Annotated in this window: 24 protein-coding genes; 13 read left to right on the forward strand and 11 right to left on the reverse strand. The window is 58.3% G+C overall.

The features are described 5' to 3' along the window. Nucleotides 1-39: 39 nt before the first annotated feature. Nucleotides 40-807, forward strand: coding sequence for a triose-phosphate isomerase (tpiA, locus tag KK102_RS20565; protein WP_148400105.1), 768 nt, complete (start codon nt 40-42; stop codon nt 805-807). A gap of 48 nt (nt 808-855) precedes the next feature. Here the strand turns inward: tpiA and KK102_RS20570 are convergent, their stop codons facing one another. The 6 genes from KK102_RS20570 to cpxP form a co-directional block, all read right to left on the reverse strand. Continuing rightward, the gene (locus KK102_RS20570) at nt 856-2160 is read right to left on the reverse strand and encodes an SLC13 family permease (RefSeq protein WP_216358335.1); all 1305 of its coding nucleotides are present in this window, start codon (nt 2158-2160) and stop codon (nt 856-858) included. 73 nt (nt 2161-2233) lie between these two features. Then, nucleotides 2234-2977: a CDP-diacylglycerol diphosphatase gene (locus tag KK102_RS20575; protein WP_216358336.1), complete on the reverse strand. Its 744-nt coding sequence runs from the start codon at nt 2975-2977 to the stop codon at nt 2234-2236. 111 nt (nt 2978-3088) lie between these two features. Next, the gene (locus tag KK102_RS20580; RefSeq protein WP_216358337.1) at nt 3089-4078 is read right to left on the reverse strand and encodes a sulfate ABC transporter substrate-binding protein; all 990 of its coding nucleotides are present in this window, start codon (nt 4076-4078) and stop codon (nt 3089-3091) included. Nucleotides 4079-4287: 209 nt separating this feature from the next. After that, nucleotides 4288-5250, reverse strand: a complete 963-nt coding sequence (pfkA, locus tag KK102_RS20585; RefSeq protein ID WP_126546051.1) for a 6-phosphofructokinase — start codon at nt 5248-5250, stop codon at nt 4288-4290. Between the two features lie 174 nt (nt 5251-5424). Next, nucleotides 5425-6318, reverse strand: a complete 894-nt coding sequence (gene fieF / locus KK102_RS20590) for a CDF family cation-efflux transporter FieF (protein WP_010436917.1) — start codon at nt 6316-6318, stop codon at nt 5425-5427. A gap of 153 nt (nt 6319-6471) precedes the next feature. Then, a complete protein-coding gene (cpxP, locus tag KK102_RS20595) occupies nt 6472-6978 on the reverse strand; it encodes a cell-envelope stress modulator CpxP (RefSeq protein WP_126546052.1) in 507 nt (168 codons plus the stop codon). Between the two features lie 150 nt (nt 6979-7128). Here cpxP and cpxR point away from each other — a divergent pair, with 150 nt between their 5' ends. Then, on the forward strand, nt 7129-7827 hold the full coding sequence (gene cpxR / locus KK102_RS20600; protein WP_126546053.1) for an envelope stress response regulator transcription factor CpxR: 699 nt from the start codon (nt 7129-7131) through the stop codon (nt 7825-7827). Beyond that, a complete protein-coding gene (gene cpxA / locus KK102_RS20605; protein ID WP_010436910.1) occupies nt 7824-9197 on the forward strand; it encodes an envelope stress sensor histidine kinase CpxA in 1374 nt (457 codons plus the stop codon). The genes cpxR and cpxA overlap by 4 nt, the downstream gene beginning before the upstream one ends. A gap of 53 nt (nt 9198-9250) precedes the next feature. Here the strand turns inward: cpxA and yiiM are convergent, their stop codons facing one another. Both yiiM and sodA read right to left on the reverse strand, forming a co-directional pair. Continuing rightward, nucleotides 9251-9925 (reverse strand): 6-hydroxyaminopurine reductase, encoded by a 675-nt coding sequence (gene yiiM, locus KK102_RS20610; RefSeq protein WP_216358338.1) that lies wholly within the window; start codon nt 9923-9925, stop codon nt 9251-9253. Nucleotides 9926-9996: 71 nt separating this feature from the next. Continuing rightward, complete coding sequence (sodA, locus tag KK102_RS20615; protein ID WP_126546055.1) at nt 9997-10617, reverse strand: superoxide dismutase [Mn]; 621 nt, start codon at nt 10615-10617, stop codon at nt 9997-9999. A gap of 288 nt (nt 10618-10905) precedes the next feature. On the opposite strand from sodA, the gene rhaT reads away from it, so the two are divergent. Continuing rightward, nucleotides 10906-11940 carry an L-rhamnose/proton symporter RhaT gene (rhaT, locus tag KK102_RS20620; protein WP_126546056.1) on the forward strand — a complete coding sequence of 345 codons (1035 nt, stop codon included), beginning with the start codon at nt 10906-10908 and terminating at the stop codon, nt 11938-11940. On the opposite strand, the gene rhaR is transcribed toward rhaT, so the two are convergent. After that, on the reverse strand, nt 11941-12789 hold the full coding sequence (gene rhaR, locus KK102_RS20625; protein ID WP_126546057.1) for an HTH-type transcriptional activator RhaR: 849 nt from the start codon (nt 12787-12789) through the stop codon (nt 11941-11943). Nucleotides 12790-12862: 73 nt separating this feature from the next. Next, a complete protein-coding gene (gene rhaS / locus KK102_RS20630; protein WP_126546058.1) occupies nt 12863-13699 on the reverse strand; it encodes an HTH-type transcriptional activator RhaS in 837 nt (278 codons plus the stop codon). A gap of 301 nt (nt 13700-14000) precedes the next feature. Between rhaS (KK102_RS20630) and rhaB the strand changes: the two genes are divergently transcribed. From rhaB to rhaM, 9 genes are all read left to right on the forward strand, one after another. After that, nucleotides 14001-15470, forward strand: coding sequence for a rhamnulokinase (gene rhaB, locus KK102_RS20635; protein WP_216358339.1), 1470 nt, complete (start codon nt 14001-14003; stop codon nt 15468-15470). After that, nucleotides 15467-16726 (forward strand): L-rhamnose isomerase, encoded by a 1260-nt coding sequence (gene rhaA, locus KK102_RS20640; protein WP_216358340.1) that lies wholly within the window; start codon nt 15467-15469, stop codon nt 16724-16726. The genes rhaB and rhaA overlap by 4 nt, the downstream gene beginning before the upstream one ends. Nucleotides 16727-16822: 96 nt before the next feature. Then, on the forward strand, nt 16823-17653 hold the full coding sequence (gene rhaD, locus KK102_RS20645; RefSeq protein ID WP_126546061.1) for a rhamnulose-1-phosphate aldolase: 831 nt from the start codon (nt 16823-16825) through the stop codon (nt 17651-17653). 82 nt (nt 17654-17735) lie between these two features. Further along, entirely contained in the window at nt 17736-18722 is a 987-nt protein-coding gene (rhaS, locus tag KK102_RS20650) for a rhamnose ABC transporter substrate-binding protein (RefSeq protein ID WP_108417954.1), read from the forward strand. 48 nt (nt 18723-18770) lie between these two features. After that, a complete protein-coding gene (locus KK102_RS20655) occupies nt 18771-20273 on the forward strand; it encodes a sugar ABC transporter ATP-binding protein (RefSeq protein WP_126546062.1) in 1503 nt (500 codons plus the stop codon). Next, entirely contained in the window at nt 20273-21277 is a 1005-nt protein-coding gene (locus tag KK102_RS20660) for an ABC transporter permease (RefSeq protein ID WP_216358341.1), read from the forward strand. The genes KK102_RS20655 and KK102_RS20660 overlap by 1 nt, the downstream gene beginning before the upstream one ends. Beyond that, nucleotides 21274-22278, forward strand: a complete 1005-nt coding sequence (locus tag KK102_RS20665) for an ABC transporter permease (RefSeq protein ID WP_216358342.1) — start codon at nt 21274-21276, stop codon at nt 22276-22278. Before KK102_RS20660 ends, KK102_RS20665 begins: the two co-directional genes overlap by 4 nt. 137 nt (nt 22279-22415) lie before the next feature. Continuing rightward, entirely contained in the window at nt 22416-23564 is a 1149-nt protein-coding gene (fucO, locus tag KK102_RS20670; protein ID WP_126546065.1) for a lactaldehyde reductase, read from the forward strand. Further along, entirely contained in the window at nt 23561-23875 is a 315-nt protein-coding gene (gene rhaM, locus KK102_RS20675) for an L-rhamnose mutarotase (RefSeq protein ID WP_126546066.1), read from the forward strand. Before fucO ends, rhaM begins: the two co-directional genes overlap by 4 nt. Here the strand turns inward: rhaM and KK102_RS20680 are convergent. Continuing rightward, nucleotides 23863-25140, reverse strand: a complete 1278-nt coding sequence (locus KK102_RS20680) for an MFS transporter (RefSeq protein WP_126546067.1) — start codon at nt 25138-25140, stop codon at nt 23863-23865. The two genes, rhaM and KK102_RS20680, sit on opposite strands and share 13 nt — an antisense overlap. Nucleotides 25141-25174 lie beyond the last annotated feature (34 nt).

Genomic DNA, 25174 nt, shown 5'->3' on the forward strand with positions numbered 1-25174 from the left:
CATATTCCTTAATTCGCTTATTTAGCGTGGAGAATTGAAATGCGACATCCTTTAGTGATGGGTAACTGGAAACTGAACGGCAGCCGCCACATGGTAAACGAGCTGGTTGCGAACCTGCGTAAAGAGCTGGCTGGCGTGACGGGCTGCGCGGTTGCTATCGCTCCGCCGGATATGTATCTGGACCTGGCTAAACACGCCGCTGACGGCAGCCACATCGTGCTGGGCGCACAGAACGTGGACGTTAACCTGTCTGGCGCATTCACCGGTGAAACCTCTGCTGAAATGCTGAAAGATATCGGCGCGAAATACATCATCATCGGCCACTCCGAGCGTCGCACCTACCACAAAGAATCCGACGAGTTCATCGCGAAGAAATTCGCCGTGCTGAAAGAGCAGGGTCTGATCCCGGTTCTGTGCATCGGTGAAACCGAAGCAGAAAACGAAGCGGGCAAAACTGAAGAAGTGTGCGCACGTCAGATTGACGCCGTGCTGAAAACCCAGGGCGCAGCAGCGTTCGAGGGCGCGGTCATCGCTTACGAGCCAGTCTGGGCGATCGGTACCGGTAAATCAGCAACCCCTGCGCAGGCTCAGGCGGTTCACAAATTCATCCGTGACCACATTGCGAAAGCTGACGCTAAAGTCGCTGAGCAGGTAATTATCCAGTACGGCGGTTCCGTTAACGCTTCCAACGCTGCTGAGCTGTTCACCCAGCCAGACATCGATGGTGCGCTGGTTGGCGGTGCATCCCTGAAAGCGGACGCTTTCGCGGTGATCGTTAAAGCGGCAGAAGCGGCTAAACAGGCGTAATTGCCTTTGTGGCGGGTGGCGCTTGCGCTTACCCGCCCTACAAAAACGCTACAACTTACCTAACACCCTAAACCACAGATAATCCAGCGGCAGCAGCACCAGATACGTCGCAATGGCCAGCGCCAGACAGAGCACCATCCCCGCCCTTGCAGGCACCTTTCCTAAGCCCATCGCTACCACAATCGGCGACGCCTGATACGGCAGCAGCGGCGTGGAGTAGCCCAGCACCTGAATCATGATCGCCGACAGCAGCGGGAAACCGGTCGCGTCCGAGAAGCTTTGCGCCAGCGTGGTATAGAGTGCAGGAACGCCGTTGGCGGTCATAATGAAGTTGAGTGCCGTGGTGATCCCGGTCAACGCGAGGAAACTGGTGAACGGCCTGTCTGCATCCAGCGGCATGATGCGAAGCAATGCCTCGCCCACAGCCGTTCCAATGCCGGTTTGCGTCACCACGATTGCCAGACCGAGAATACCCGCGACGTAAATACAGGTTCGCATATTCACCCCCGCAGAAAACTCCTCTCCGGTGATAAAACCGATGCGCGGCAGCATAACGATGACCGCTGCCGCCAGTCCTGTCCACGCAGGCCCCACGCCGTGCCAGCTCTCCGTTACCCACATTCCCAACACCACCGCCAGCAGCCAGGCGAGACGTTTTTCGTCCCGCCCCATAGGCTCTGAGGGCGTCAGCTCCTTCGGCGGTTTCGGACTGCCGGGAAATAGCCAGCAGATCAGGCCAATCAGAATCAGGCCTTTGAGGATACCGAGCACCGGCGTGTGCAGCAGCAGATACGGGACATAGTTCAGATGGATGCCGTACGAGCCTTCCGCAGCACCGCTCATCACCAGATTGGGTACGTTAGCAGGCAGGATAGTGGCCGAGAGCTGGAAGGTGCCGAACCCGACGGCCAGCGCCAGACCGAACCAGGCGCGGGAGCCGTCGGCGATACCGGCGCGTTTAGCCATCGCCGCGACAATCGGCATCAGCAGCGCAATACGTCCCATGTTCGACGGCATCACAAACGCCAGCGCATAGCTCAGCAGCACCACGCTTGCCACCATCAGCGGCCAGGAGTCGGTAAGCTTTGCGGAGAGCGCCCGGGCGGCCCTGTCCGCCAGGCCGGTTTTACGGATCGCCACGCCGAGAACAAAACCGCTAAATACCAGCCAAAAAGCCGACGAAGCAAAACCGCCAAAAATCACCTCCGGCGGGGCAATTTTGGCGATCATCGCCGCCGTGAAAAACAGCAGCGCGGTGAGAAATTCCGGCAGCAGCGACGTCGCCCACAGCACGATGGTGACGCCAACAATCAGTGAGGGCAGCAGCAGAGGATGCGTTAACCAGAGCGACATACCTGTCTCCTGTAGAATTTTTCAGCAAGTCTACGGCGACAGGCAGGACGAGTAAACGCCATTTATAGTGGGGTCACTTCAGGATATCGCATTGATGATCCTGAAGTTCCTCCGCCGACGCGCGGTTAAGCATCAGCAGATTACGCTCGGTCGCCAGCAAAACAAACGAACCGTCCGACTGCTGCGCCATCGCCAGCGCGAAGCGCCCCATATGGTCGCGCGCTTCCGGCAGCTCTTCTGCCAGCATCATAAACGGGCTGCGCTGGACCAGCTCATTCTCCGTCACCCGACGGGCAAGATATTCATGCCCTTCCAGCCCGCCCGGGAACGGTAACCACTGGGTGCTAATTTGCCCCTGAGCGGCATTGAGCTTCTCGCGCACGTCCGGGCGCAGGCAGGAGATATGAATATGAAAATGGTTTTGCGTGCGGCCAGTTGGGGAGTTGATCGTCAGCGAAATGGCGCTGTCAGGCACCTCTGAGCCGTGCTTCAGCGCCATAAAGCTGCGGGACTGCCACGCCAGCCAGAAAAAGTTCGGCGTGTGAGGCTCGGTCAAAAGGGGACTTTCGGTGCCGTTGATGCGGTACGTGGGCATCAGCAGATACTGCAGCGGGCCGTTGCGGTCTTTAAACACCACATAGCCTGCATCCGTTTTCACCTGCGCGCACGGCGCGGGGTTGCGGTGTTGGATCTGATTCGGCACACACTGGTCGAGAACGATATGCCGCAACGCGTTCGGATTACCCGCCTTCATCCAGTACGCGCCGCCAGCGGCCAGGGCGATGACAATCAGGATCAATACGATAATTTTTTTCACAACGCGTTCCCTGTTTTCGATAGAGGCGAAAGAGTAACGCAAAATGATGACCAAATAAAAAACCCGGCGGATTTCTCACACCGGGTCACCGTGTCGTTCGTTGTGTAGCGCTTAGCGTTTGCTGATCTGGTCGAAGGTGCCGCCGTTTGAGAAATGCTCTTTCTGCGCTTTGGTCCAGCCGCCGAAAACATCGTCAATGGTGAAGAGCTTCAGTTTCGGGAATTCGCTGTCGTATTTCTTCGCCACAGCAGGGTCACGCGGGCGATAGAAGTTCTTCGCCGCGATTTCCTGACCTTCCGGAGAGTAGAGATACTTCAGGTAGGCTTCCGCCACCGCTTTGGTGTCTTTCTTCTCAACGACTTTGTCGACCACGGAGACGGTCGGCTCGGCGAGGATAGATTCGCTTGGGGTCACGATTTCGAACTTGTCTTTACCCAGCTCGTTGGTCGCCAGCAGGGCTTCGTTTTCCCACGCAATCAGCACGTCGCCGATGCCGCGCTCCACGAAGGTGTTGGTTGCGCCGCGCGCGCCGGAATCCAGCACTTCGACGTTTTTAAACAGCGCTTTCACGAATTCCTGCGCTTTAGCCTGGTCACCGTTGTTGTGGTGCAGGGCGTAGCCCCAGGCCGCCAGGTAGTTCCAGCGCGCGCCGCCGGAGCTTTTCGGGTTCGGGGTAATCACGGACACGCCCGGTTTGATCAGGTCGTTCCAGTCCTTAATTTGTTTCGGGTTGCCTTTACGCACCAGGAAAACGATGGTCGAGGTGTATGGCGCGGAGTTGTCCGGCAGACGCTTGATCCAGTTTTTATCAATACGGCCACGTTCCGCGATTGCGTCCACGTCGTAGGCCAGCGCCAGGGTCACCACGTCGGCTTCAATGCCGTTAATCACAGACGTTGCCTGTTTGCCCGAGCCGCCGTGAGACTGGCGAATCACCACGTTATCGCCGGTTTCCTGTTTGTAGTGCGCCGCAAAGGCTTTGTTGTATTGATCGTACAGCTCACGCGTCGGGTCGTACGACACGTTCAGTAACTGGATGTTCTTTGCCAGAACGCTGGTCGATGCCAGCAATAATGTTAAACCCACGCCCCATTTATTCATCGCCCAGCTCTCTTGTGTTGTGTTTTGATGAATGCAGCGTGCCAGAAAGCGAATCGATGATTAAAGAATAAAAAAAGATTGGCTATAACGTAGTGGAATAAAAAAGCGTGCGCGCATAAAAAAGCCGGGTGGCGGCTACGCCTTACCCGGCCTACGAGTCGTGCTTTTGTAGGCCCGGTAAGCGCAGCGCCACCGGGCAACAGAGCCAATCAGTACAGTTTTTTCGCGCAGTCCAGCCAGTCACCTTTGAACGGACGCTTCATGTTTTCAATCGCGTCGATGATGTCATGGTGTACCAGCTGTTCGTTCTGAATACCGACGCAACGACCGCCATGCCCCTGCAGCAGCAGTTCGATAGCATACGCACCCATACGGGAGGCCAGAATACGGTCGTACGGGCCCGGGGAACCGCCACGCTGGATATGACCCAGAACGGTCGCACGGGTTTCGCGTTTGGTTTCGGTTTCGATGTACTTCGCCAGCTCGTCAACGTCGCAGATGTGCTCGGTGATGGCGACGATGGCGTGTTTTTTGCCTTTCGCGATGCCCGCTTTGATTTCAGCCACCAGATCTTCACGGCTGAATTCCACTTCCGGCACCACCACGAACTCACAACCACCGGCGATAGCGGCCGCCAGCGTCAGGTCGCCGCAGTAGCGGCCCATCACTTCAACGATGGAGATACGCTGGTGAGAAGAAGAGGTGTCACGCAGACGGTCAATCGCTTCAACAACGGTACCCAGCGCGGTGAAGTAACCGATGGTGTAGTCAGTGCCTTTGATGTCGTTGTCGATGGTGCCTGGCAGACCAATGCACGGGAAGCCCATTTCGGTCAGGCGTTTTGCACCCATGTAAGAGCCGTCACCACCGATAACAACCAGCGCGTCCAGGCCACGTTTTTTCATGTTTTCGATAGCCACTTCGCGAACGTGTTCATCACGGAATTCCGGGAAGCGGGCAGAACCGAGGAAGGTACCGCCACGGTTGATCATGTCAGACACGCTGTAGCGGTCCAGTTGAACCATGCGGTCTTCATACAGACCCAGGTAACCGTCATAAACGCCAAACACTTCCAGACCTTCCGTCAGTGCTGCACGGACAACACCACGAATTGCCGCGTTCATGCCCGGCGCATCACCGCCGCTTGTCAACACACCGATTTTCTTAATCATGACTACCTCTGAACTTAGGAATGCAAAATTGAAATCTGTTGCCGGAAGAAACTGTTCGACCAACGAATACTGCAAATAGTATATCAATCGCTTCCAGCTGAATTGATTCAGGTCAGACCAAATGGCGGTAATTTATACACAAAATGCTGGCCTGGCTCACTTTTTTACAACGAATTACGAAAGCTCAACATGTCCGGGTACAACCGAGCAGGGATCCTGGTGAATGATGACGTCCGAACCAGGAAAACGCTGCAAAATCGCCTGCTCGACCTGCTCAGCTATAACGTGAGCCTGAACCAACGGCAGGTTGTCTTCCATTTCAATGTGGATCTGTATAAAGCGGGTCGGCCCTGACTGCCGCGTACGAAGATCGTGGGCACCACTAACGCCGGGCCAGTGGGTCACGATGGCAAAAATTTCATCACGTTCTGCGTCAGGCAGCGCACGGTCAAGAAGCGATTGCACCGCTTCATAGCCCATCCGTAAGGCGCTATATAAGATATAGACCCCTATCCCTAACGCAAACAACGCATCGGCCCGATGCCAGCCATACCAGGCCAGGCCGAGCGCAATAAGAATAGCCCCATTCATCATAACATCAGACTGATAATGAAGCATATCCGCCCGTACAGCCTGGCTTTGTGTTTTACGTACGACCCAGCGCTGGAACGTTACCAGAACAAGTGTGCTAATAAGTGCAATGACCGTGACGATCACGCCGACGCCGGGATCGTTCATCGGTGAGGGTGAAATGAGATGCTGAATACCGGTCAAGAACAGAAAGAGCGCGGAGCCAGAAATAAACATGCTTTGCGCCAGCGCCGCGAGCGATTCTGCTTTTCCGTGTCCAAACGTGTGCTCTTCATCCGCCGGTTGCAGCGAATAGCGCACCACCAGCAGGTTGGTCAGCGAAGCGGCAATATCCACCAGCGAGTCCACCAGCGCCGCCAGAATACTGACTGAGCCGGTGTACCACCATGCGAAAATTTTGATGACCAGCAAACACGACGCCATTATCGTCGCGGCGATTGCGGCCCGGCTTACCAGCCGTCCATAGGATTGATTCATAAACACTCCTGTCATGCCATGGCGCTAGTATAACGGATGGTTGCGGAGTCAAAGGATGAATAAACGGTTAACAAAAGAGAATGACGGGCAAAAAAAACCCCCACATCATGTGGGGGAAGACAGGGATGGTGTCTATGGCAAGGAAAACAGGGTTTACTGGTTACTACGGGTACTGCTATTGCTACTGAAAAACGTCGTTTCTGAGCTTCGCTGCATCCGTGCAACCTCTCGCAGCTGGTCCATTCGCTGCTGATGTTTGGTGTTCAAAACCGCTTGCTGCTCGGGCGACAACAGGTGGAACATCTGGTTGCGGACCTTCGCCATTTCTACCTGGCGGGCAACCTGCTCCTGTGCCATTTTTTCGGCCTGAGCGCGTACAGCGCTTTCGTCAAAATTTTCTGCGGTGACAAGGCGATGCATTGTCTCCATTTCGCTAACATTAACAGGGGGCTGGTCGTGTCTTGCCCTCTGCATCAGATCTCGCATCTGTTGACGCTGATGTTCGGTTAAACTTATGCCGTCAAACATATGGCTTTGGCCGCTGTGCTGCGTTGCACCCTCTTGCGAGGAACTGTTATCGCCGATGATAGCTACAGCAGCCTGGCTAAACGCACTGAACGCCAGCGTTGAGGCCATGACGGCAGCGGTAACTTTGCGCATCACTTGCTCCCAAAATCTTTCGTGTCGCGATTCAACGAGAGACAGTCTACGATTCAGGCTGCAAACATGCGTCAGGGGGTGTAAAACAACGTAAAGTCATGGATTAGATAGCCTTGATGTCGTAATTTCTGCCTCGGAGGTATTTAAACAATGAATAAAATCCTGTTAGTTGATGATGACCGAGAGCTCACATCTCTTTTAAAGGAGTTGCTCGACATGGAAGGTTTCAACGTTCTGGTTGCCCATGATGGCGAGCAGGCGCTGAGTCTCCTTGACGACAGCATCGATTTACTTTTGCTCGACGTGATGATGCCGAAGAAAAACGGCATTGATACGTTGAAAGAGCTTCGCCAGACACACCAGACCCCCGTTATCATGCTGACCGCGCGCGGCAGCGAACTTGACCGCGTACTCGGCCTTGAGCTGGGTGCGGATGACTATTTACCGAAGCCGTTCAACGACCGTGAGCTGGTGGCCCGTATTCGCGCAATCCTGCGTCGTTCCCACTGGAGCGAGCAGCAGCAGAATACCGACAACAGCACGCCAACGCTGGAAGTGGACTCCCTGAGCCTGAACCCGGGCCGTCAGGAAGCGAGCTTCGACGGTGAAACGCTGGAACTGACCGGCACCGAGTTCACCCTGCTGTATCTGCTGGCGCAGCATCTCGGCCAGGTGGTCTCGCGTGAACATCTCAGTCAGGAAGTGCTGGGCAAACGTCTTACGCCGTTTGACCGCGCCATCGACATGCACATCTCTAACCTGCGCCGCAAGCTGCCGGAGCGTAAAGACGGCCATCCATGGTTTAAAACCCTGCGTGGTCGCGGTTATCTGATGGTTTCCGCTTCATGATAGGCAGCTTAACCGCCCGCATCTTCGCCATCTTCTGGCTGACGCTGGCACTGGTTTTAATGCTCGTACTGATGTTGCCAAAACTCGACTCACGCCAGATGACGGAGCTTCTCGACAGCGAGCAACGTCAGGGCGTGATGATCGAGCAGCACGTGGAAGCCGAGCTGGCAAACGATCCGCCGAACGATTTAATGTGGTGGCGCAGATTATTTCGCGCTATCGACAAGTGGGCGCCGCCCGGACAACGCCTGCTGCTGGTCACCAGCGAAGGCCGCGTCATTGGGGCCGATCGCAATGAAATGCAGATTATCCGTAACTTCATTGGCCAAGCGGATAACGCCGATCACCCACAGAAAAAGAAATATGGTCGGGTAGAGATGGTCGGCCCTTTCTCGGTTCGGGATGGGGAAGATAACTATCAGCTCTATCTGATTCGCCCTGCGAGCAACTCCCAGTCTGATTTCATCAACCTGCTGTTTGACCGTCCTCTGCTGCTGCTGATTGTCACCATGCTGGTCAGCTCGCCGCTGCTGTTATGGCTGGCGTGGAGCCTGGCAAAACCGGCACGTAAGCTGAAAAATGCGGCTGACGAAGTGGCTCAGGGTAATCTGCGACAGCATCCTGAGCTGGAAGCCGGGCCGCAGGAGTTCCTTGCCGCCGGAACCAGTTTTAACCAGATGGTGAGCGCGCTGGATCGCATGATGACCGCCCAGCAGCGTCTGCTGTCGGATATCTCGCACGAGCTGCGGACCCCGCTCACGCGCCTGCAGCTCGGCACCGCCCTGCTGCGACGCCGCAGCGGTGAGAGCAAAGAGCTGGAGCGTATTGAGACGGAAGCCCACCGCCTGGACAGCATGATTAACGACCTGCTGGTGATGTCGCGCAATCAGCAGAAAAACGCGCTGGTGAGCGAAACGGTCAAAGCCAATCACCTGTGGCACGAGGTGCTGGACAACGCGGCGTTCGAAGCGGAACAGATGGGTAAATCCTTCACCGTCAACTTCCCGCCGGGCCCGTGGCCGCTGTACGGTAACCCCAACACGCTGGAAAGCGCGCTGGAGAATATCGTGCGTAACGCCCTGCGCTATTCGCACACAAAGATTGAAGTGGCGTTCTCGGTGGATAAAGACGGGATCACCATCATCGTGGACGATGACGGTCCTGGCGTCAGCCCGGAAGATCGCGAGCAGATTTTCCGTCCGTTCTACCGTACCGACGAAGCGCGCGACCGCGAATCGGGCGGCACGGGGCTGGGACTGGCGATTGTGGAAACCGCCATGCAGCAGCACCGTGGCTGGGTGAAAGCCGACGACAGCCCGTTGGGTGGGCTACGGTTAACGCTGTGGCTGCCGCTGTATAAGCGTTCGTAGCTGTGAGTGCCGGGTGGCGGCTTCGCCTTACCCGGCCTACTTTCTACGGAGGACTACTTCCCCCACAATCTCCGGGAATTATCCTCGATCTTGCCGCTTACGCGCCGTTTCTGCATCGTTCTGGTCCAGCTGGTCGATAACCCCGCCGCCGACAGCAGGCGATGGTACTGCTCGTCGTCAAACGGCATATGCCACGCAATAGCGCAGGCGTCATACACCGAGACATCGCTCAGCCGCGACGCCAGCGCAAGCGGCGCATCCGCAGAAACCTGCCCCGACTGCACCACGCGATACAGCCAGCCGGTCTTACCCGCATTTTGCAGCTGCTCGGACATATCGCTGATGCCGAAATGGAAGTTGAGCTTGAAGCACGGCGAGCGCGGCTGCGTCACCTGAATCAGGGCGTCGCCCCAGCGGTAAATATCGCCGATAAAGACGTTTTGCTCGGTCAGCCCTTCGGTCGAGAGGTTCTCACCGAAGGCGGGCGCGACAAACAGATCCGCCTGTTCGGGAAATTCGGCTTTCCAGTGCTGATAGTGCTCGCGCGGGTAGTGGCACAGCGCGCGCTCGGGCCCGCCGTGGATTTTCTTTTCGGCCTGCTCGTCGCCCGTAAGCCCAAGATCGGTAAGCGTCAGCTCGCCGTCGACCTGAATTTTAGCGATGGCGCTCGGGCGGCTGCCGTCGTACTCCCTTACCTTGCCTGTAAACACGTTCACCGGGTGATGCATTACTGCCTCCATTACGCAGATACAAAAAAAGCGAGTCATCAGACTCGCTTCTCACAGGCGTCAATGCAACCTTATTTTTTAGCGGCGAAACGCGCTGCTGCTTCGTCCCAGTTCACCACGTCCCAGAAGGCTTTGATGTAGTCCGGGCGACGGTTCTGGAATTTCAGGTAGTAAGCGTGTTCCCACACGTCCAGGCCCAGGATTGGGAAGCCGGATGCGCCAGAAATTGCTTCACCCATCAGCGGGGAGTCCTGGTTAGCGGTAGAAACCACCGCCAGCTTGTCGCCTTTCAGAACCAGCCACGCCCAGCCAGAGCCGAAACGGGTTGCAGCGGCTTTTTCGAATTCCGCTTTGAAGTTGTCTACGGAACCGAAGTCGCGCTCGATAGCCGCTTTCAGGTCGCCCTGCAGAGTGGTACCGGTTTTCAGGCCTTTCCAGAACAGGCTGTGGTTAGCGTGACCGCCCGCGTTGTTACGCAGAACGGTTTTCTTGTCCGCAGGCAGCTGGTCCAGCTTGGCGATCAGCTCTTCAGCAGACAGGTTCGCGAACTCTGGCAGGCTTTCCAGCGCGGCGTTCGCGTTGTTCACATAGGTCTGGTGGTGTTTAGTGTGATGGATTTCCATCGTCTGCTTGTCGAAATGCGGTTCCAGTGCGTCGTAGGCATACGGCAGGGATGGCAGTGTATAACTCATAATCCTCTCCATTATTGTCGGGCGGCACAGCTGTTAATGCCGCGTAAGCAGTTGGTTCATTATAGTTAATTAAATGATATTGAAAATGATTATCAATGCCGTAGTTTTTATAAGGTTATTCCATTTTCGATTAATGGCGGAAATGTGAGTCTGCTCACGCGGTTAACGTGCTGATTGCCATCCAGAACAAAAGTGCGGCAACCTTCTGAAGGTTCCCAAACCGCCTAATTTTTACACTCATCAAGTCGGCGGGAAGCCACCGACTATAAAAACGATGAGGATGTAAAAATGAATCATGCGATTACGATGGGTATCTTCTGGCATTTGATAGGCGCGGCCAGTGCTGCCTGTTTCTATGCCCCGTTTAAAAAAGTGAAAGGCTGGTCATGGGAAACCATGTGGTCCGTTGGCGGTACCGTGTCATGGCTGATTTTGCCGTGGACAATCAGCGCCATGCTGCTGCCCGATTTCTGGGGCTACTTCTCCTCCTTCAGCGCCTCCACCCTGCTGCCGGTGTTTCTGTTCGGCGCGATGTGGGGCATCGGCAACATCAACTACGGCCTCACCATGCGCTATCTCGGCATGTCGATGGGCATCGGCATCGCGATTGGCATTACGCTTATCGTCGGCACCCTGATGACGCCGATCCTCAACGGCAACTTCGACGTGCTGATCAACACGCAGGGCGGACGAATGACGCTGCTGGGCGTGCTGGTTGCGGTGATCGGCGTGGGTATCGTCACCCGCGCGGGCCAGCTGAAAGAGCGCAAGATGGGCATCAGGGCCGAAGACTTCAACCTGAAGAAAGGGCTGCTGCTGGCGGTGATGTGCGGCATCTTCTCGGCGGGCATGTCGTTCGCCATGAACGCCGCCAAACCGATGCACGAAGCGGCTGCCGCGCTGGGCGTCGACCCGCTGTACGCTGCCCTGCCAAGCTACGTGATCATCATGGGCGGCGGCGCGCTGGTAAACCTCGGCTTCTGCTTCATTCGTCTGGCAAAAGTGAAGAACCTGTCGGTAAAAGCCGACTTCTCGCTGGCAAAACCGCTCATCATCACCAACGTGCTGCTCTCCGCTCTCGGCGGCCTGATGTGGTACCTGCAGTTCTTCTTCTACGCCTGGGGCCACGCCAGTATTCCGGCGCAGTACGACTATATGAGCTGGATGCTGCACATGAGCTTCTACGTGCTGTGCGGCGGGCTGGTTGGGCTGGTGCTGAAGGAGTGGAACAACGCCGGGCGTCGTCCGGTGGGCGTGCTGAGCCTGGGCTGCGTGGTGATTATCATTGCCGCCAACATCGTTGGCCTCGGCATGGCGAACTGATTACGCCGCCTTTCGACTGCGATGACGCCACTGAACCGGCGTCATCCCCACCTCGCGGTTAAACACCACCGAAAAGTAGTTGCTGTCCTCAAAGCCGCAGCGCATCGCTACTTCGCTCACCATCAGCTCCGTATGCTGCAGCAGGTACTGGGCGTGGCAGATGCGCAGCTGGCGCAGGTAGTGGTTGACCGTCATCCCCGTCTGGGTGCGAAACTGCTGGCGCAGCGCGCGCTCGCTGCACTGCTCCTGCTCGCAGAATTTCTCCAGCACAAAGCTTCTGTTCAGGCTGCCCGCAAGCGTGGTGATGAGCTTATCCAGTAGCGCTTCCTGCGTCGTGGCGGAGGGGTTATCGGTGGCGTAACGGTAGCGCTTTAGCGTCATCACCAGCTGGGCGAAAAGCAGCTCCGCCATCTGGTTAGCGATCGGGTCGCTCTTCTGGCTCTCCTGCTCCAGCTGGGAAATCGTCTGGCGCACCTGAGCCATGCCGTTGCTGCTTAAGCGCCAGTGAGGTTCGCCTCCGTCATCATGAAAACCGGGGATATTGCCCGCCCAGTCGACATTCAGTTTAAGCCTGTCTGGACAGTAGATGACGTTCTGCAGCACCAGATCGTTAACCGAGGCGTAAGAGTGTTTGTCTTCGGCGCGGATGTAGAACAGGTCCCCGCGCGTGATGCGGTAGGGTCGGTCGTTGAGGACGTGCAGGCCGTTGCCGCGCCACACCAGCACCAGCTCGCAAAACTCGTGGGTATGCTCGGCAAAGACGTTTTGCGGGTAGCGATCGGCCACCGCGACGGCCTGACTCGCGGAGGCAAAAAAATCATCTTTGCGAAGGATTAACTGAGCAGCCACACCACGACCTCTGTGCCGAAAAACCTGACATTATTAGCTTTATTGCGGCAATAAAACGGTGACTGCCCTCGCGTTACTGAAGCAACGCGTCTTTTCCCTGACGAATATCGCGCGGCGACCAGCTAAACTCCCGACGAAAAAGCGTCGAAAAGTGGTTACTGTCGCCGAAACCGCAGCGATAGGCGATATCCGTGACGCTTTCGTCAGTATGGCGTAAAAGATGTCGCGCTTTGATTAACCGCAGGCGGTTGAGGTAGCGCTGCGGCGTCAGCCCGGTGTGCTGCTTCAGCTGGCGATGCAGGGTACGCAGCGACAGCGAAAAATCATCTGCCAGCGTTTCCCAGCAAATATCTTCGGCGAAATGGTCTTCCAGCCAGGCCATCAGATGGTTCAGCCGGGCGTCGTTGTTTTCCAGCCCCTCCACCAGACTACTGCGGCGCAGCAGCACCAGCAGCTGCATGAACAGCAGCTCGCGCGTGGCAATGGCGTGCGTCTCCTGCCCGTCTTCGCTCTGCTCCATCTGGCTCACCAGCTGTCGTACCTGCTGTAAGGTGGATTGATTTACCCGCCAGTGCGACGGATAGTGCCCGTCCTTCTCCTGCGGCAGCAGCTGGTTTAAACCAGAAAGGAACTGGAACGCGTCCGGGGAGCGATAGAGCACGTTGGTCAGGCACAGGTTGTCGGTATGTTCATACAGGTGCCTGTCGTGGTCGCGCACGAAGCACACGGTGCCGCCGCTGATGGTATAGGGCTGGCCGTTAAATACGTGGATGCCCGTGCCGTGCTCAACAATCACAATCTCATGAAAATCATGATGATGCTCAGGGAACGCGGCCTGAGGGAGCCGCGGCTCAATCGCGACGGGCGAGCCTCCCGAAGGGAAAAAATCCACGCTGTGTAGTACGGTCATAACGGCCCCCACCAATGAGAAATGTTCTCAAAATAGTAATTAAGGCCGTGCACCCTCACCTTAAATTTTTGGCATTAAACCTCGCAAAAGCTGTCCGTTTTTCAAGAAACCGGCGGAAAGATCGGGAAATGCGGTAAGCGTCACACTGCCTGAAAACTCCGCCATTACTGGAAACTGTGAACTCCCTCACGTTCATCTTTGCTTTCTTGCCAGCGCCGGATTTGGCCTGTCAGTGGCGAGAAGGTGCCTTTTTCTTCCCTTTCTTACACTCACCGCTAATGAATTAAGAAAGGACCCGACCATGACTTTTCGCCATTGTGTGGCTGTCGATTTAGGCGCATCCAGCGGCCGCGTAATGCTCGCCACCTGGGACCGTAGCCAGCGCACACTTTCGCTTCGCGAAATGCACCGTTTCGCCAACTGCCTGCAAAAGCAGGACGGTTTTGCAACCTGGGATATCGATGCCCTTGAGGCGGAGATCCGCACCGGGCTGAACAACGTCTGCAACGACGGCATTCGCATCGACAGCATCGGTATTGATACCTGGGGCGTGGACTACGTGCTGCTGGACGGTAACGGCGAGCGCGTCGGCCTGCCGGTCTCCTACCGCGACAGCCGCACCGACGGCCTGATGGCGCACGCCATCGCCCAGCTTGGCCAGGACAACATCTACGGGCGCAGCGGCATTCAGTTTCTGCCGTTCAACACGCTCTACCAGCTGCGCGCTCTCGTCGAGCAGCAGCCGGAGCTGGTCGCGAACGTGGCCCACGCGCTGCTGATCCCGGATTACCTGAGCTACCGCCTGACCGGCAACATGAACTGGGAATACACCAACGCCACCACCACCCAACTGGTGAACATCAACACCGATAACTGGGACGAAAGCCTGCTGGCCTGGACGGGCGCATCGCCGTCCTGGTTCGGCACGCCAACGCACCCCGGAAATGCGATCGGTCAGTGGATTTGCCCGCTGGGGAACAAGATCCCCGTCGTCGCGGTGGCGAGCCACGATACCGCCAGCGCAGTCATCGCCTCGCCGCTCGCCGGTAAAGACGCGGCGTACCTCTCTTCCGGCACCTGGTCGCTGATGGGCTTTGAGAGCAAAACGCCGTACACCAGCGATGCCGCAATGGCGGCGAACATCACTAACGAAGGGGGCGCGGAAGGGCGCTATCGCGTGCTGAAAAATATCATGGGCCTGTGGCTGCTTCAGCGCGTGCTGAAAGAGCAAAACGTTACCGACCTGCCTGCGCTTATCGCAGAGACCGAAAATCTGAAGGCCTGCACCTTCCTGATCAACCCGAATGACGATCGCTTTATCAACCCGGCGCACATGAGCGCCGAAATCCAGGCCGCCTGTTTCGCCGCCGGGCAGCCGGTGCCGTCCAGCCCGGCAGAGCTGGCGCGCTGCATTTTTGACAGCCTCGCCCTGCTGTATGCCGACATCCTCAGCGAGCTAGCCGATCTGCGCGGTAAGCCGTTCAGCCAGCTGCACGTCGTGGGCGGCGGCTGCCAGAACCAGCTGCTGAACCAGCTCTGCGCGGATGCCTGCGGCATCAGCGTGGTGGCGGGCCCTGTAGAGGCCTCCACGCTCGGCAACATCGGCATTCAGCTGATGACGCTGGACGAACTCTCCAACGTGGACGACTTCCGTTCGGTGGTGGCGGCGAACGCCAGCCTGACCACCTTCACACCCAATCCCTGCCATGAGATTGCCCGTTACCGGGCACAGTTACAGCAAAAACGACTGACTAAGGAGCTTTGCGCATGACCACTCAATTAGAACAAGCCTGGGACCTGGCTAAACAGCGTTTCGCCGCCGTCGGTGTGGATGTCGAAGAGGCCCTGCGCCAGCTCGACCGTCTGCCCGTCTCCATGCACTGCTGGCAGGGCGATGACGTCGCCGGTTTCGAGAACCCGGGCGGTTCCCTGACGGGTGGTATTCAGGCCACGGGTAATTATCCGGGCAAAGCGCGTAACGCGACCGAGCTGCGCGCCGACCTGGAGCTGGCCCTGAGCCTGATCCCGGGGCCAAAGCGCCTGAACCTGCACGCGATTTACCTCGAATCCGACGAGCCGGTGACGCGCAACGAAATCAAACCGGAACACTTTAAGAACTGGGTGGAGTGGGCAAAAGCCAACAGGCTGGGCCTGGATTTCAACCCGTCCTGCTTTTCGCATCCGCTGAGCGCGGACGGTTTTACCCTCGCCCACGCGGACGATGAAATCCGTCAGTTCTGGATCGACCACGTGAAGGCCAGCCGCCGCGTGTCTGCGTACTTTGGCGAGCAGCTCGGCACACCGTCGGTGATGAACATCTGGATCCCGGACGGCATGAAGGACATCACCGTCGACCGTCTGGCTCCGCGCCAGCGCCTGCTGGCCGCACTGGATGAGGCCATCAGCGAGAAGCTGGACCCGGCGCACCACATCGACGCCGTGGAGAGCAAGCTGTTCGGCATCGGCGCCGAGAGCTATACCGTTGGCTCGAACGAGTTCTACATGGGGTACGCCACCAGCCGCCAGACCGCGCTGTGCCTGGATGCCGGTCACTTCCATCCGACGGAAGTGATCTCAGACAAAATCTCCGCCGCCATGCTCTACGTGCCGCGCCTGCTGCTGCACGTCAGCCGCCCGGTGCGCTGGGACAGCGACCACGTGGTGCTGCTGGATGACGAAACCCAGGCCATTGCCAGCGAGATCGTCCGCCACGATCTCTTCGACCGCGTGCATATCGGCCTCGACTTCTTCGATGCCTCCATCAACCGCATCGCGGCGTGGGTTATTGGCACCAGCAACATGAAAAAAGCCCTGCTGCGCGCCCTGCTGGAGCCGACCGCTGAACTGAAAAAGCTGGAAGCAAACGGTGACTACACCGCGCGCCTGGCGCTGCTGGAAGAGCAAAAGTCCCTGCCGTGGCAGGCGGTGTGGGAGATGTACTGCCAGCGTAACGACGCGCCTGCGGGCAGCCAGTGGCTGGACAACGTGCGGGCGTATGAGAAAGACGTTCTCGCCGCGCGTCAGTAAAACACATTGCCCGGCGGCGCTTCGCTTGCCGGGCCTACAGGTAAGAGTAGGCCGGGTAAGCGTAGCGCCACCCGGCATTTTCAAAGGAAACGCAGAATGCAAACCATCACCCACTCCTGGTTCGTCCAGGGCATGATCAAAGCCACCTCCGACGCCTGGCTGAAGGGCTGGGACGAGCGCAACGGCGGCAACCTGACGCTGCGCCTGGACGACGCGGATATCGAACCCTTCGCGGCTGACTTCCACCAGAAGCCACGCTATATCGCGCTGAGCCAGCCGATGCCTCTGCTCGCCAACACGCCGTTTATCGTCACCGGTTCCGGCAAGTTCTTCCGTAACGTTCAGCTCGATCCGCAGGCCAACCTCGGCGTGGTGAAGGTGGACAGCGACGGCGCGGGCTACCACATCCTGTGGGGCCTGACCGATGAAGCGGTACCCACCTCTGAGCTGCCGGCGCACTTCCTCTCCCACTGCGAGCGCATCAAGGCCACCAACGGCAAAGACCGCGTGATCATGCACTGTCACGCCACCAACCTGATCGCCCTGACCTACGTGCTGGAAAACAGCTCGAATTTCTTCACCCGCAAGCTGTGGGAAGGCAGCACCGAGTGCCTGGTAGTGTTCCCGGACGGCGTCGGCATTCTGCCGTGGATGGTGCCGGGTACCGACGAAATCGGCCAGGCAACCGCCAAAGATATGCAAAAACATTCTCTGGTGCTGTGGCCGTTCCACGGCGTCTTCGGCAGCGGCCCTACGCTTGATGAAACCTTTGGCCTGATCGACACCGCCGAGAAATCCGCGGAGGTGCTGGTGAAGGTCTATTCCATGGGCGGCATGAAGCAGACCATCACCCGGGAAGAGCTGATCGCCCTGGGCAAACGCTTTGGCGTCACCCCGATGCAGTCCGCGTTAGATCTGTACCCATAACAACATCGCGCCCCGCTCACCGAGACGGGGCGAAAACCACCTGCAATCCCTACAACTAACTCAAGTCAGTGGAGTAAAAGCAATGAAAATAAAGACAAGCTTGATCCTCACCGTTGCCGCTCTGGCGTTGTCCGGTTCCGCTTTAGCAGAAGTAAAAATCGCCCTGGTGGCGAAGTCCTTAGGGAATGGATTCTTCGAGGCAGCGAACGTCGGCGCGCAGGAGGCGGCCAAAGAGTTAGGCGATGTAAAAGTGATTTATACCGGCCCAACCACCACCACGGCGGAAGCGCAGATCGAGGTGCTGAACGGGCTGATCGCCCAGGGCGTGGATGCGATCGCGATTTCCGCGAACGATCCGGACGCCGTCGTGCCGGTGCTGAAAAAAGCGATGCAGCGCGGCATTAAGGTGGTGTCGTGGGATTCCGGCGTGGCAAAAGCCGGGCGTCAGATCCACCTGAACCCGTCCAATAACGCGCTGATTGGCGAAACCAACGTTAAGCTCGCCGCTGACGCGCTGAAGGCGCTGAACGTGGAGAAGGGCGACGTCGCCGTGCTGAGCGCGACCCCAACCTCCACCAATCAGAACACCTGGATTGCGGAGATGAAAAAGGTGCTGCCGAAGTACCCGTCAGTCAATCTGGTGACCGTGGCCTACGGCGACGATCTCTCTGACAAGAGCTACCGCGAAGCGGTCGGCCTGCTGAAAACCTACCCGGACCTGAAAGTGATTGTTTCACCGTCGTCCGTCGGCATTGTCGCTGCGGCGCAGGCGGTGAAAGACCAGGGCAAGATCGGCAAAGTGTACGTGACGGGGCTGGGCCTGCCGTCTGAAATGGCGGGCGCGGTGAAATCCGGCGCGAGCAAGAGCTTTGCCATCTGGAACCCGATTGACCTGGGCTATGCGGCAACCTACCTGGCGGATGACCTGGTGAAAGGCACCGCCACGAAGGGCGAGGCCAGCATGGGCAAGCTGGGCAAAGTGAAGCTGGATGCCGACGGCAACGGCGCGATGGCTGAGCCGTTCGTCTACGATGCCAGCAATATTGATAAGTTCTCGAAGATCTTTTGATCCTTTCCCCCTCTCCCTGTGGGAGAGGGAATACTACGGAGAACTATCATGACCCCATTGCTACAGCTTTCTGGCATCACCAAGGTGTTCCCCGGCGTGCGTGCCCTTGAGAACGTGCAGCTTGCGCTCTGGCCCGGCAAAGTGACGGCGCTTATCGGCGAAAACGGCGCGGGCAAGTCGACGCTGGTTAAAGTGATGACCGGCATTTACCAGCCCGACGAGGGCGAAATCCTCTACAAGGCGATCCCCGTTCACCTCCCGACGCCGGACTCGGCGCATAAGATCGGCATCACCGCTATTCATCAGGAAACCGTCCTGTTCGATGAACTGTCGGTCACCGAAAATATCTTTGTCGGGCAGTACCTCTACAAAGGCTTTCTGAAAAAGCTCGACTGGCCGGAGATGTTCCGCCGGGCGCAGGCGATCCTCACCCGCCTTGAAGTGCAAATCGACCCGCGCGCGACGCTGAAAACACTGAGCATCGCCCAGCGCCACATGGTCGCCATCGCCCGCGCGCTGTCGTTTGAGGCGCAGGTGGTTATTCTTGATGAACCCACAGCGGCGCTGTCGCAGCACGAAATCCTCGAGTTTTACCAAATCGTTGAGCGCCTGAAGCAGGAGGGCAAGGCCATCCTGTTTATCTCCCACAAGTTCGACGAGATTTTTGAGCTGGCCGATCACTACACCATTTTGCGCGACGGCGTATTCGTCGGAGAAGGCGCGATGAGTGGGATAACCGAAGAGCGGATGGTATCGATGATGGTCGGGCGCGCCATCACCCAGACCTTCCCGAAGGTGGCGTGCGAAAAAGGCGAGACGGTGCTGGAGGTAAAAAATCTCTGCCACCCGACCGAGTTCGCCAATATCTCCTTCTCCCTGCGTAAAGGAGAAATCCTCGGCTTCTACGGGCTGGTGGGTGCCGGGCGTACCGAGCTGATGCAGGCGCTTTCCGGCGTCACGCGGCCGTCGTCAGGCGAAATTATGCTTAATGGTCAGGCTCGGCGCTTCCGCCAGCCTGCGGATGCGATCAAAGCCGGTATCGTCTGCGTGCCGGAAGAGCGGCAGAAGCAGGGCGCGATTATCGAACTGTCCATTGCCCAAAACATCAGCCTGCCGCAGCTTGGCAAGCTCAACCCGAACGGCGTGCTGCACGACGACCGCGAATGGCGGCTGGCGGATGAATACGCCAAACGCCTGCAGGTGAAAGCCTTTAGCTGGAAGCAGGCGGTGGACACCCTCTCAGGAGGCAATCAGCAAAAGGTGGTTATCGGCAAATGGCTGGCAACGCATCCTGACGTGATCATCCTCGATGAGCCAACAAAAGGTATCGATATCGGCTCAAAGGCCGCCGTTCATCAATTTATGTCCGAGCTGGTCGGCCAGGGGCTGGCGGTGATTATGGTTTCCTCCGAGCTGCCGGAAGTGATGGGCATGGCGGACCGCATCATCGTGATGCACGAAGGGCTGATGGTGGCCGAATACCGGGCGGGCGACGCGACGGCGGAAACCATCGTCAGCGCCGCCAGCGGTGCAAAACAGGAGGCGGCATAATGCTTAACTCGCTGTTAAAACACCGCGAAGCCCTGCTGGGCGCGGTGATTGTGCTGATGGTCATCGCCATCGGCAGCCGCGTGCCGTCGTTTATCACACCGGGTAACCTGGTTGAGATGTTTAATGACACTTCCATTCTGATCGTCCTCGCGCTCGGGCAGATGATGGTGCTGCTCACCAAAGGCATCGATCTGTCGATGGCGGCCAACCTGGCGCTGACCGGGATGATTGTCGCCCTGATTAACGTCCATTACCCGGACGTGCCGGTCTGGGCGCTGCTGATCCTCGCGAGCGCGCTCGGGATGCTGATGGGCGCGATTAACGGCCTGCTGGTGTGGAAGCTGGGCATTCCGGCGATTGTGGTGACGCTCGGGACCATGAGCATCTACCGCGGGATTATCTTTTTGCTCTCCGGCGGCGGCTGGGTGAACGCTAACCAGATGGGCGCGGACTTCCTCGGCCTGCCGCGCGCCTCCGTGCTGGGCCTGCCGGTACTGAGCTGGTGCGCCGTCGCCGCGCTGCTGCTGGTGGGTTACTTCCTGCGCTACAGCCGTACAGGACGGGCACTGTATACCGCGGGCGGCAACGCTACGGCGGCGTACTACACCGGGATCAACGCCGGGAAAATGCAGTTCGTCAGCTTCTGCCTCTCCGGGCTGCTGGCTGGGTTCTGCGGGTATCTGTGGATATCCCGTTTCGCCGTGGCCTACGTCGACGTGGCGAACGGCTTCGAGTTGCAGGTGGTGGCGGCCTGCGTAATTGGCGGCATCAGCACCATGGGCGGCACCGGGCGCGTGCTCGGCTGCCTGTTCGGCGCGCTGTTCCTCGGAGTGATAAACAACGCCCTGCCGGTGATCGGCGTCTCCCCGTTCTGGCAAATGGCAATTTCCGGCACGGTGATCGTCATTGCGGTACTGCTGAACGAGCGCGGCAACAGGCGTAAAGGGCGGCTGATTCTGCGCGACGCGGCGCTGGCACGTCAGAAACTGGTGGTGAAATCATGAGCAAAATGATGGCCTCTGAAGAGATCAAAAACGTGCCTGCCGCGCCGGGCATTTTCCAGCGCCTGCTGTGCTGGGAAGGCTTCCTGCTGGCGGTGACGCTGGCGGTGTTTGTGCTGAACGCGCTGGCCTCGCCCTACTTCCTCAACGTCTGGAACCTCTCCGACGCGACGTTCAACTTCACCGAAAAGGCGATCATCGTGTTGCCGATGGCGATGCTGATTATCGCCCGGGAAATTGACCTGTCTGTGGCCTCCACCATCGCGCTCAGCTCGACGGTGATGGGCTTTTGCGCGGCGGCGGGCGTGGATACGCCGCTGCTGGTCTGCGTCGGGCTGGGCGTGGGGCTGCTGTGCGGGTTGTTCAACGGCATCCTGGTGACGCGCTTTAACCTGTCGTCCATCGTCATCACCATCGGCACCATGAGCCTGTACCGTGGGATCACCTACATCCTGCTCGGCGATAAGGCCCTGAACAGCTACCCGGAGAGCTTCGCCTGGTTCGGCCAGGGCTACGTCTGGGGTGCGCTGTCGTTTGAGTTCGCGCTGTTTATCGTGCTGGCCGCTGTGTTTGCCTTTGTGCTGCACCGCACCAACTTTGGCCGCCGCACCTACGCCATCGGCAATAACCCGACCGGCGCGTGGTATTCCGGCATCAACATTAAGCGCCACAACCTGATCCTGTTCGCGCTGGTGGGGCTGATGTCCGGCCTGGCGTCGGTGCTGCTCACCTCGCGCCTGGGCAGCACCCGCCCGACGATCGCGATGGGCTGGGAGCTGGCGGTGGTGACGATGGCGGTGCTCGGCGGCGTCAATATTCTCGGCGGGTCCGGCAGCATGGTAGGCGTGATTATCGCCGCCTTCCTGATGGGGCTGGTGACCTTTGGCCTGAGCCTGCTCAACGTGCCCGGCATCGTGATGTCGGTGATTATCGGCGCGATGCTGATCGTGGTGATTTCGCTGCCGATTATTACCCGCCGGGTGATGCAGCGAAGACGGAATTAAATTGCCCCTCACCCTAACCCTCTCCCCATAGGGGAGAGGGGACTGCTCGGTGCGGCCTTTCACCCTCTCCCCTATGGGGAGAGGGCCGGGGTGAGGGGGAAACGGATTACCTCAAAATCATATTAAGGAGAATTATCATGAGCTTTATGTTGGCACTGCCAAAAATCAGCCTGCACGGCGCGGGCGCAATCGGCGATATGGTCAACCTGGTGGCGAGCAAGCAGTGGGGAAAGGCGCTGGTTGTCACCGACGGTCAGCTGGTAAAACTCGGCCTGCTCGACAGCCTGTTTAACGCGCTGGACGCCCATCAGATGTCGTATCACCTGTTCGATGAGGTTTTCCCGAACCCGACGGAAGCGCTGGTGCAGAAAGGCTATGCGGCATATCAGGACGCGGAGTGTGATTACGTGATTGCCTTCGGCGGCGGCAGCCCGATTGATACCGCCAAGGCGATCAAAATCCTCACCGCTAACCCCGGTCCGTCAACCGATTACTCCGGCGTCGGCAAAGTGAAAAACGCGGGCGTGCCGCTGGTGGCGATCAACACTACCGCAGGCACGGCGGCGGAGATGACCAGCAACGCGGTGATCATCGACTCCGCGCGCCAGGTGAAAGAGGTGATTATCGATCCGAACATCATCCCGGATATCGCCGTGGACGATGCCAGCGTGATGCTCGATATTCCCGCCTCGGTGACCGCCGCGACCGGCATGGATGCGCTAACTCATGCCATTGAAGCCTACGTGTCCGTCGGCGCGCACCCGCTCACCGATGCCAACGCGCTGGAAGCGATTCGCCTGATCAACCTCTGGCTGCCGAAAGCGGTCGAGGACGGTCATCACCTTGAAGCGCGTGAGCAGATGGCGTTTGGTCAGTATCTGGCGGGCATGGCGTTTAACAGCGCGGGCCTTGGCCTGGTGCATGCTTTGGCGCACCAGCCGGGCGCGACGCACAACCTGCCGCACGGCGTGTGCAACGCCATCCTGCTGCCGATCGTCGAAAACTTTAACCGTCCGAACGCGATCGCGCGTTTCGCCCGCGTGGCGCAGGCGATGGGCGTCGATACGCGCGGCATGAGCGATGAAGCGGCCAGCATGTCGGCCATTCAGGCGATTCGCGACCTGAGCGCCCGCGTCGGCATTCCGTCCGGCTTCAGCCAGCTCGGCGTGACCAAAGCGGATATCGAAGGCTGGCTGGATAAAGCCCTCGCCGACCCGTGCGCGCCGTGTAACCCGCGCACCGCCAGCCGCGATGAGGTCCGCGAGCTGTACCTGGAGGCACTATGATCCGCAAAGCCTTTGTGATGCAGGTAAACCCGGACGCGCACGAGGAGTACGCGCGCCGCCACAATCCCATCTGGCCCGAGCTGGAAGCGGTACTGAAAGCCCACGGCGCACACCACTACGCCATTTATCTCGACAAAGCGCGCAACCTGCTGTTTGCAACCGTGGAGATAGAATCGGAGGAGCGCTGGAACGCGGTCGCGAATACCGACGTCTGCCAGCGCTGGTGGAAGCATATGGGTGACGTTATGCCGTCGAACCCGGATAACAGCCCGGTGAGTACGGAGCTGGAAGAGGTGTTTTACCTGGACTGATGTGTTAACGCTGCCGCCCCCGCGGCGGCAGCAATCTCCCGCCTGCCGCTCAGCGTAAACGCCGACACCACCGTAATCGCCAGCACGAAGCACCCCAGCATCAGGTACGTCTCCTGGAAGCCGATCCGGTCATACATATTCCCGGCAAAGGCGGAGAGAAAAATCGCCGCCGACTGTTTGGCAAACTGGAAGCCAATCAGGTAGATGGTGGCCGAAAGCCGCGTATCAAACACGCCCGTAATGTACTTGAATGCGCCCACCAGCAGGAACGGGACCTCCAGCGCGTGCAGCATCTTGAGAGCAATCACCTCCACGGCGGTGGTGGCAAACGACGAGCCGATAATGCGCGTCGCCATAATCACCCCGGCGATCAGCAGCGTGTTCTTCGCGCCGATGCGGTTAATGATCCACGGCGAGCAGAACATAATGATGGCGTTACAGATTTCTCCCGCAGTCGTTGCGAAACCAAAGGCCCGGGTGCCTTCCTGCGGCGTGGCGAAGAAGGTTTTGAAGAAGGTGGCAAACTGCTGATCGAAAACGTCATACACGCAGGCCACGCCAATCACGTACAAAATGAACATCCACATTCTGCGCTGGCGGAACAGGTTAAACACGGTTTTTGCGGTGATCTGCGGCTGATTCGCGCCCAGGGCATTCATCACCTGCGCCGTCTGGTTGGGCTTCGGCTTCGCGACCACCAGCAGCAGCATCAGCAGCAGCGCCGCCGCCGACCCCATCCAGAAAACGTATGACGGATCGATGCCAAAAAGGATGCCGCCCGTCGAGGCGCACAGCCCCCAGCCGAGGCAGCCAAACATCCGCGCCTTGCCGTATTCAAAGAAGCTGTTGCGGCTCACGCGCTCAATGTAGGCCTCAATTGCCCCCGATCCCGCCGAGAAGACAAAGCCGATATACAGCCCGCCGCTCAGCGCGCCCAGCCAGATATTGGCTTTCAGCAGCGGCGCGAAGACGTACAGGAAGAACGGCGCGAACAGGAACAGCAGCACCGCGATGATCCACAGGAGATGTTTTTTCAGCCCCAGCTTGTCCGAAATCACCCCCAGCACCGGCTGGAAGGCGATAGCCGACAGCGAGATGCAGGAGAAGACAATCCCGGTATGGGTTTTATTCAGGCCGATGATATCCGACAGCCAGATCGGCAGGAACGGAAAGCAGGTGGCCATGATGAAGAAGTAGAGAAAGAAGAACAGCCCGAAGATCCAGAAGTTAGGGTTGTCTTTGTGGGTACAGGTTGTTGTGTTCATTATTTTTATCCTCTACGGAGGGCCGGCTGTCCGG

The sequence above is a fragment of the Enterobacter quasimori genome (genome assembly GCF_018597345.1).
GTDB classification, from domain to species: domain Bacteria; phylum Pseudomonadota; class Gammaproteobacteria; order Enterobacterales; family Enterobacteriaceae; genus Enterobacter; species Enterobacter mori.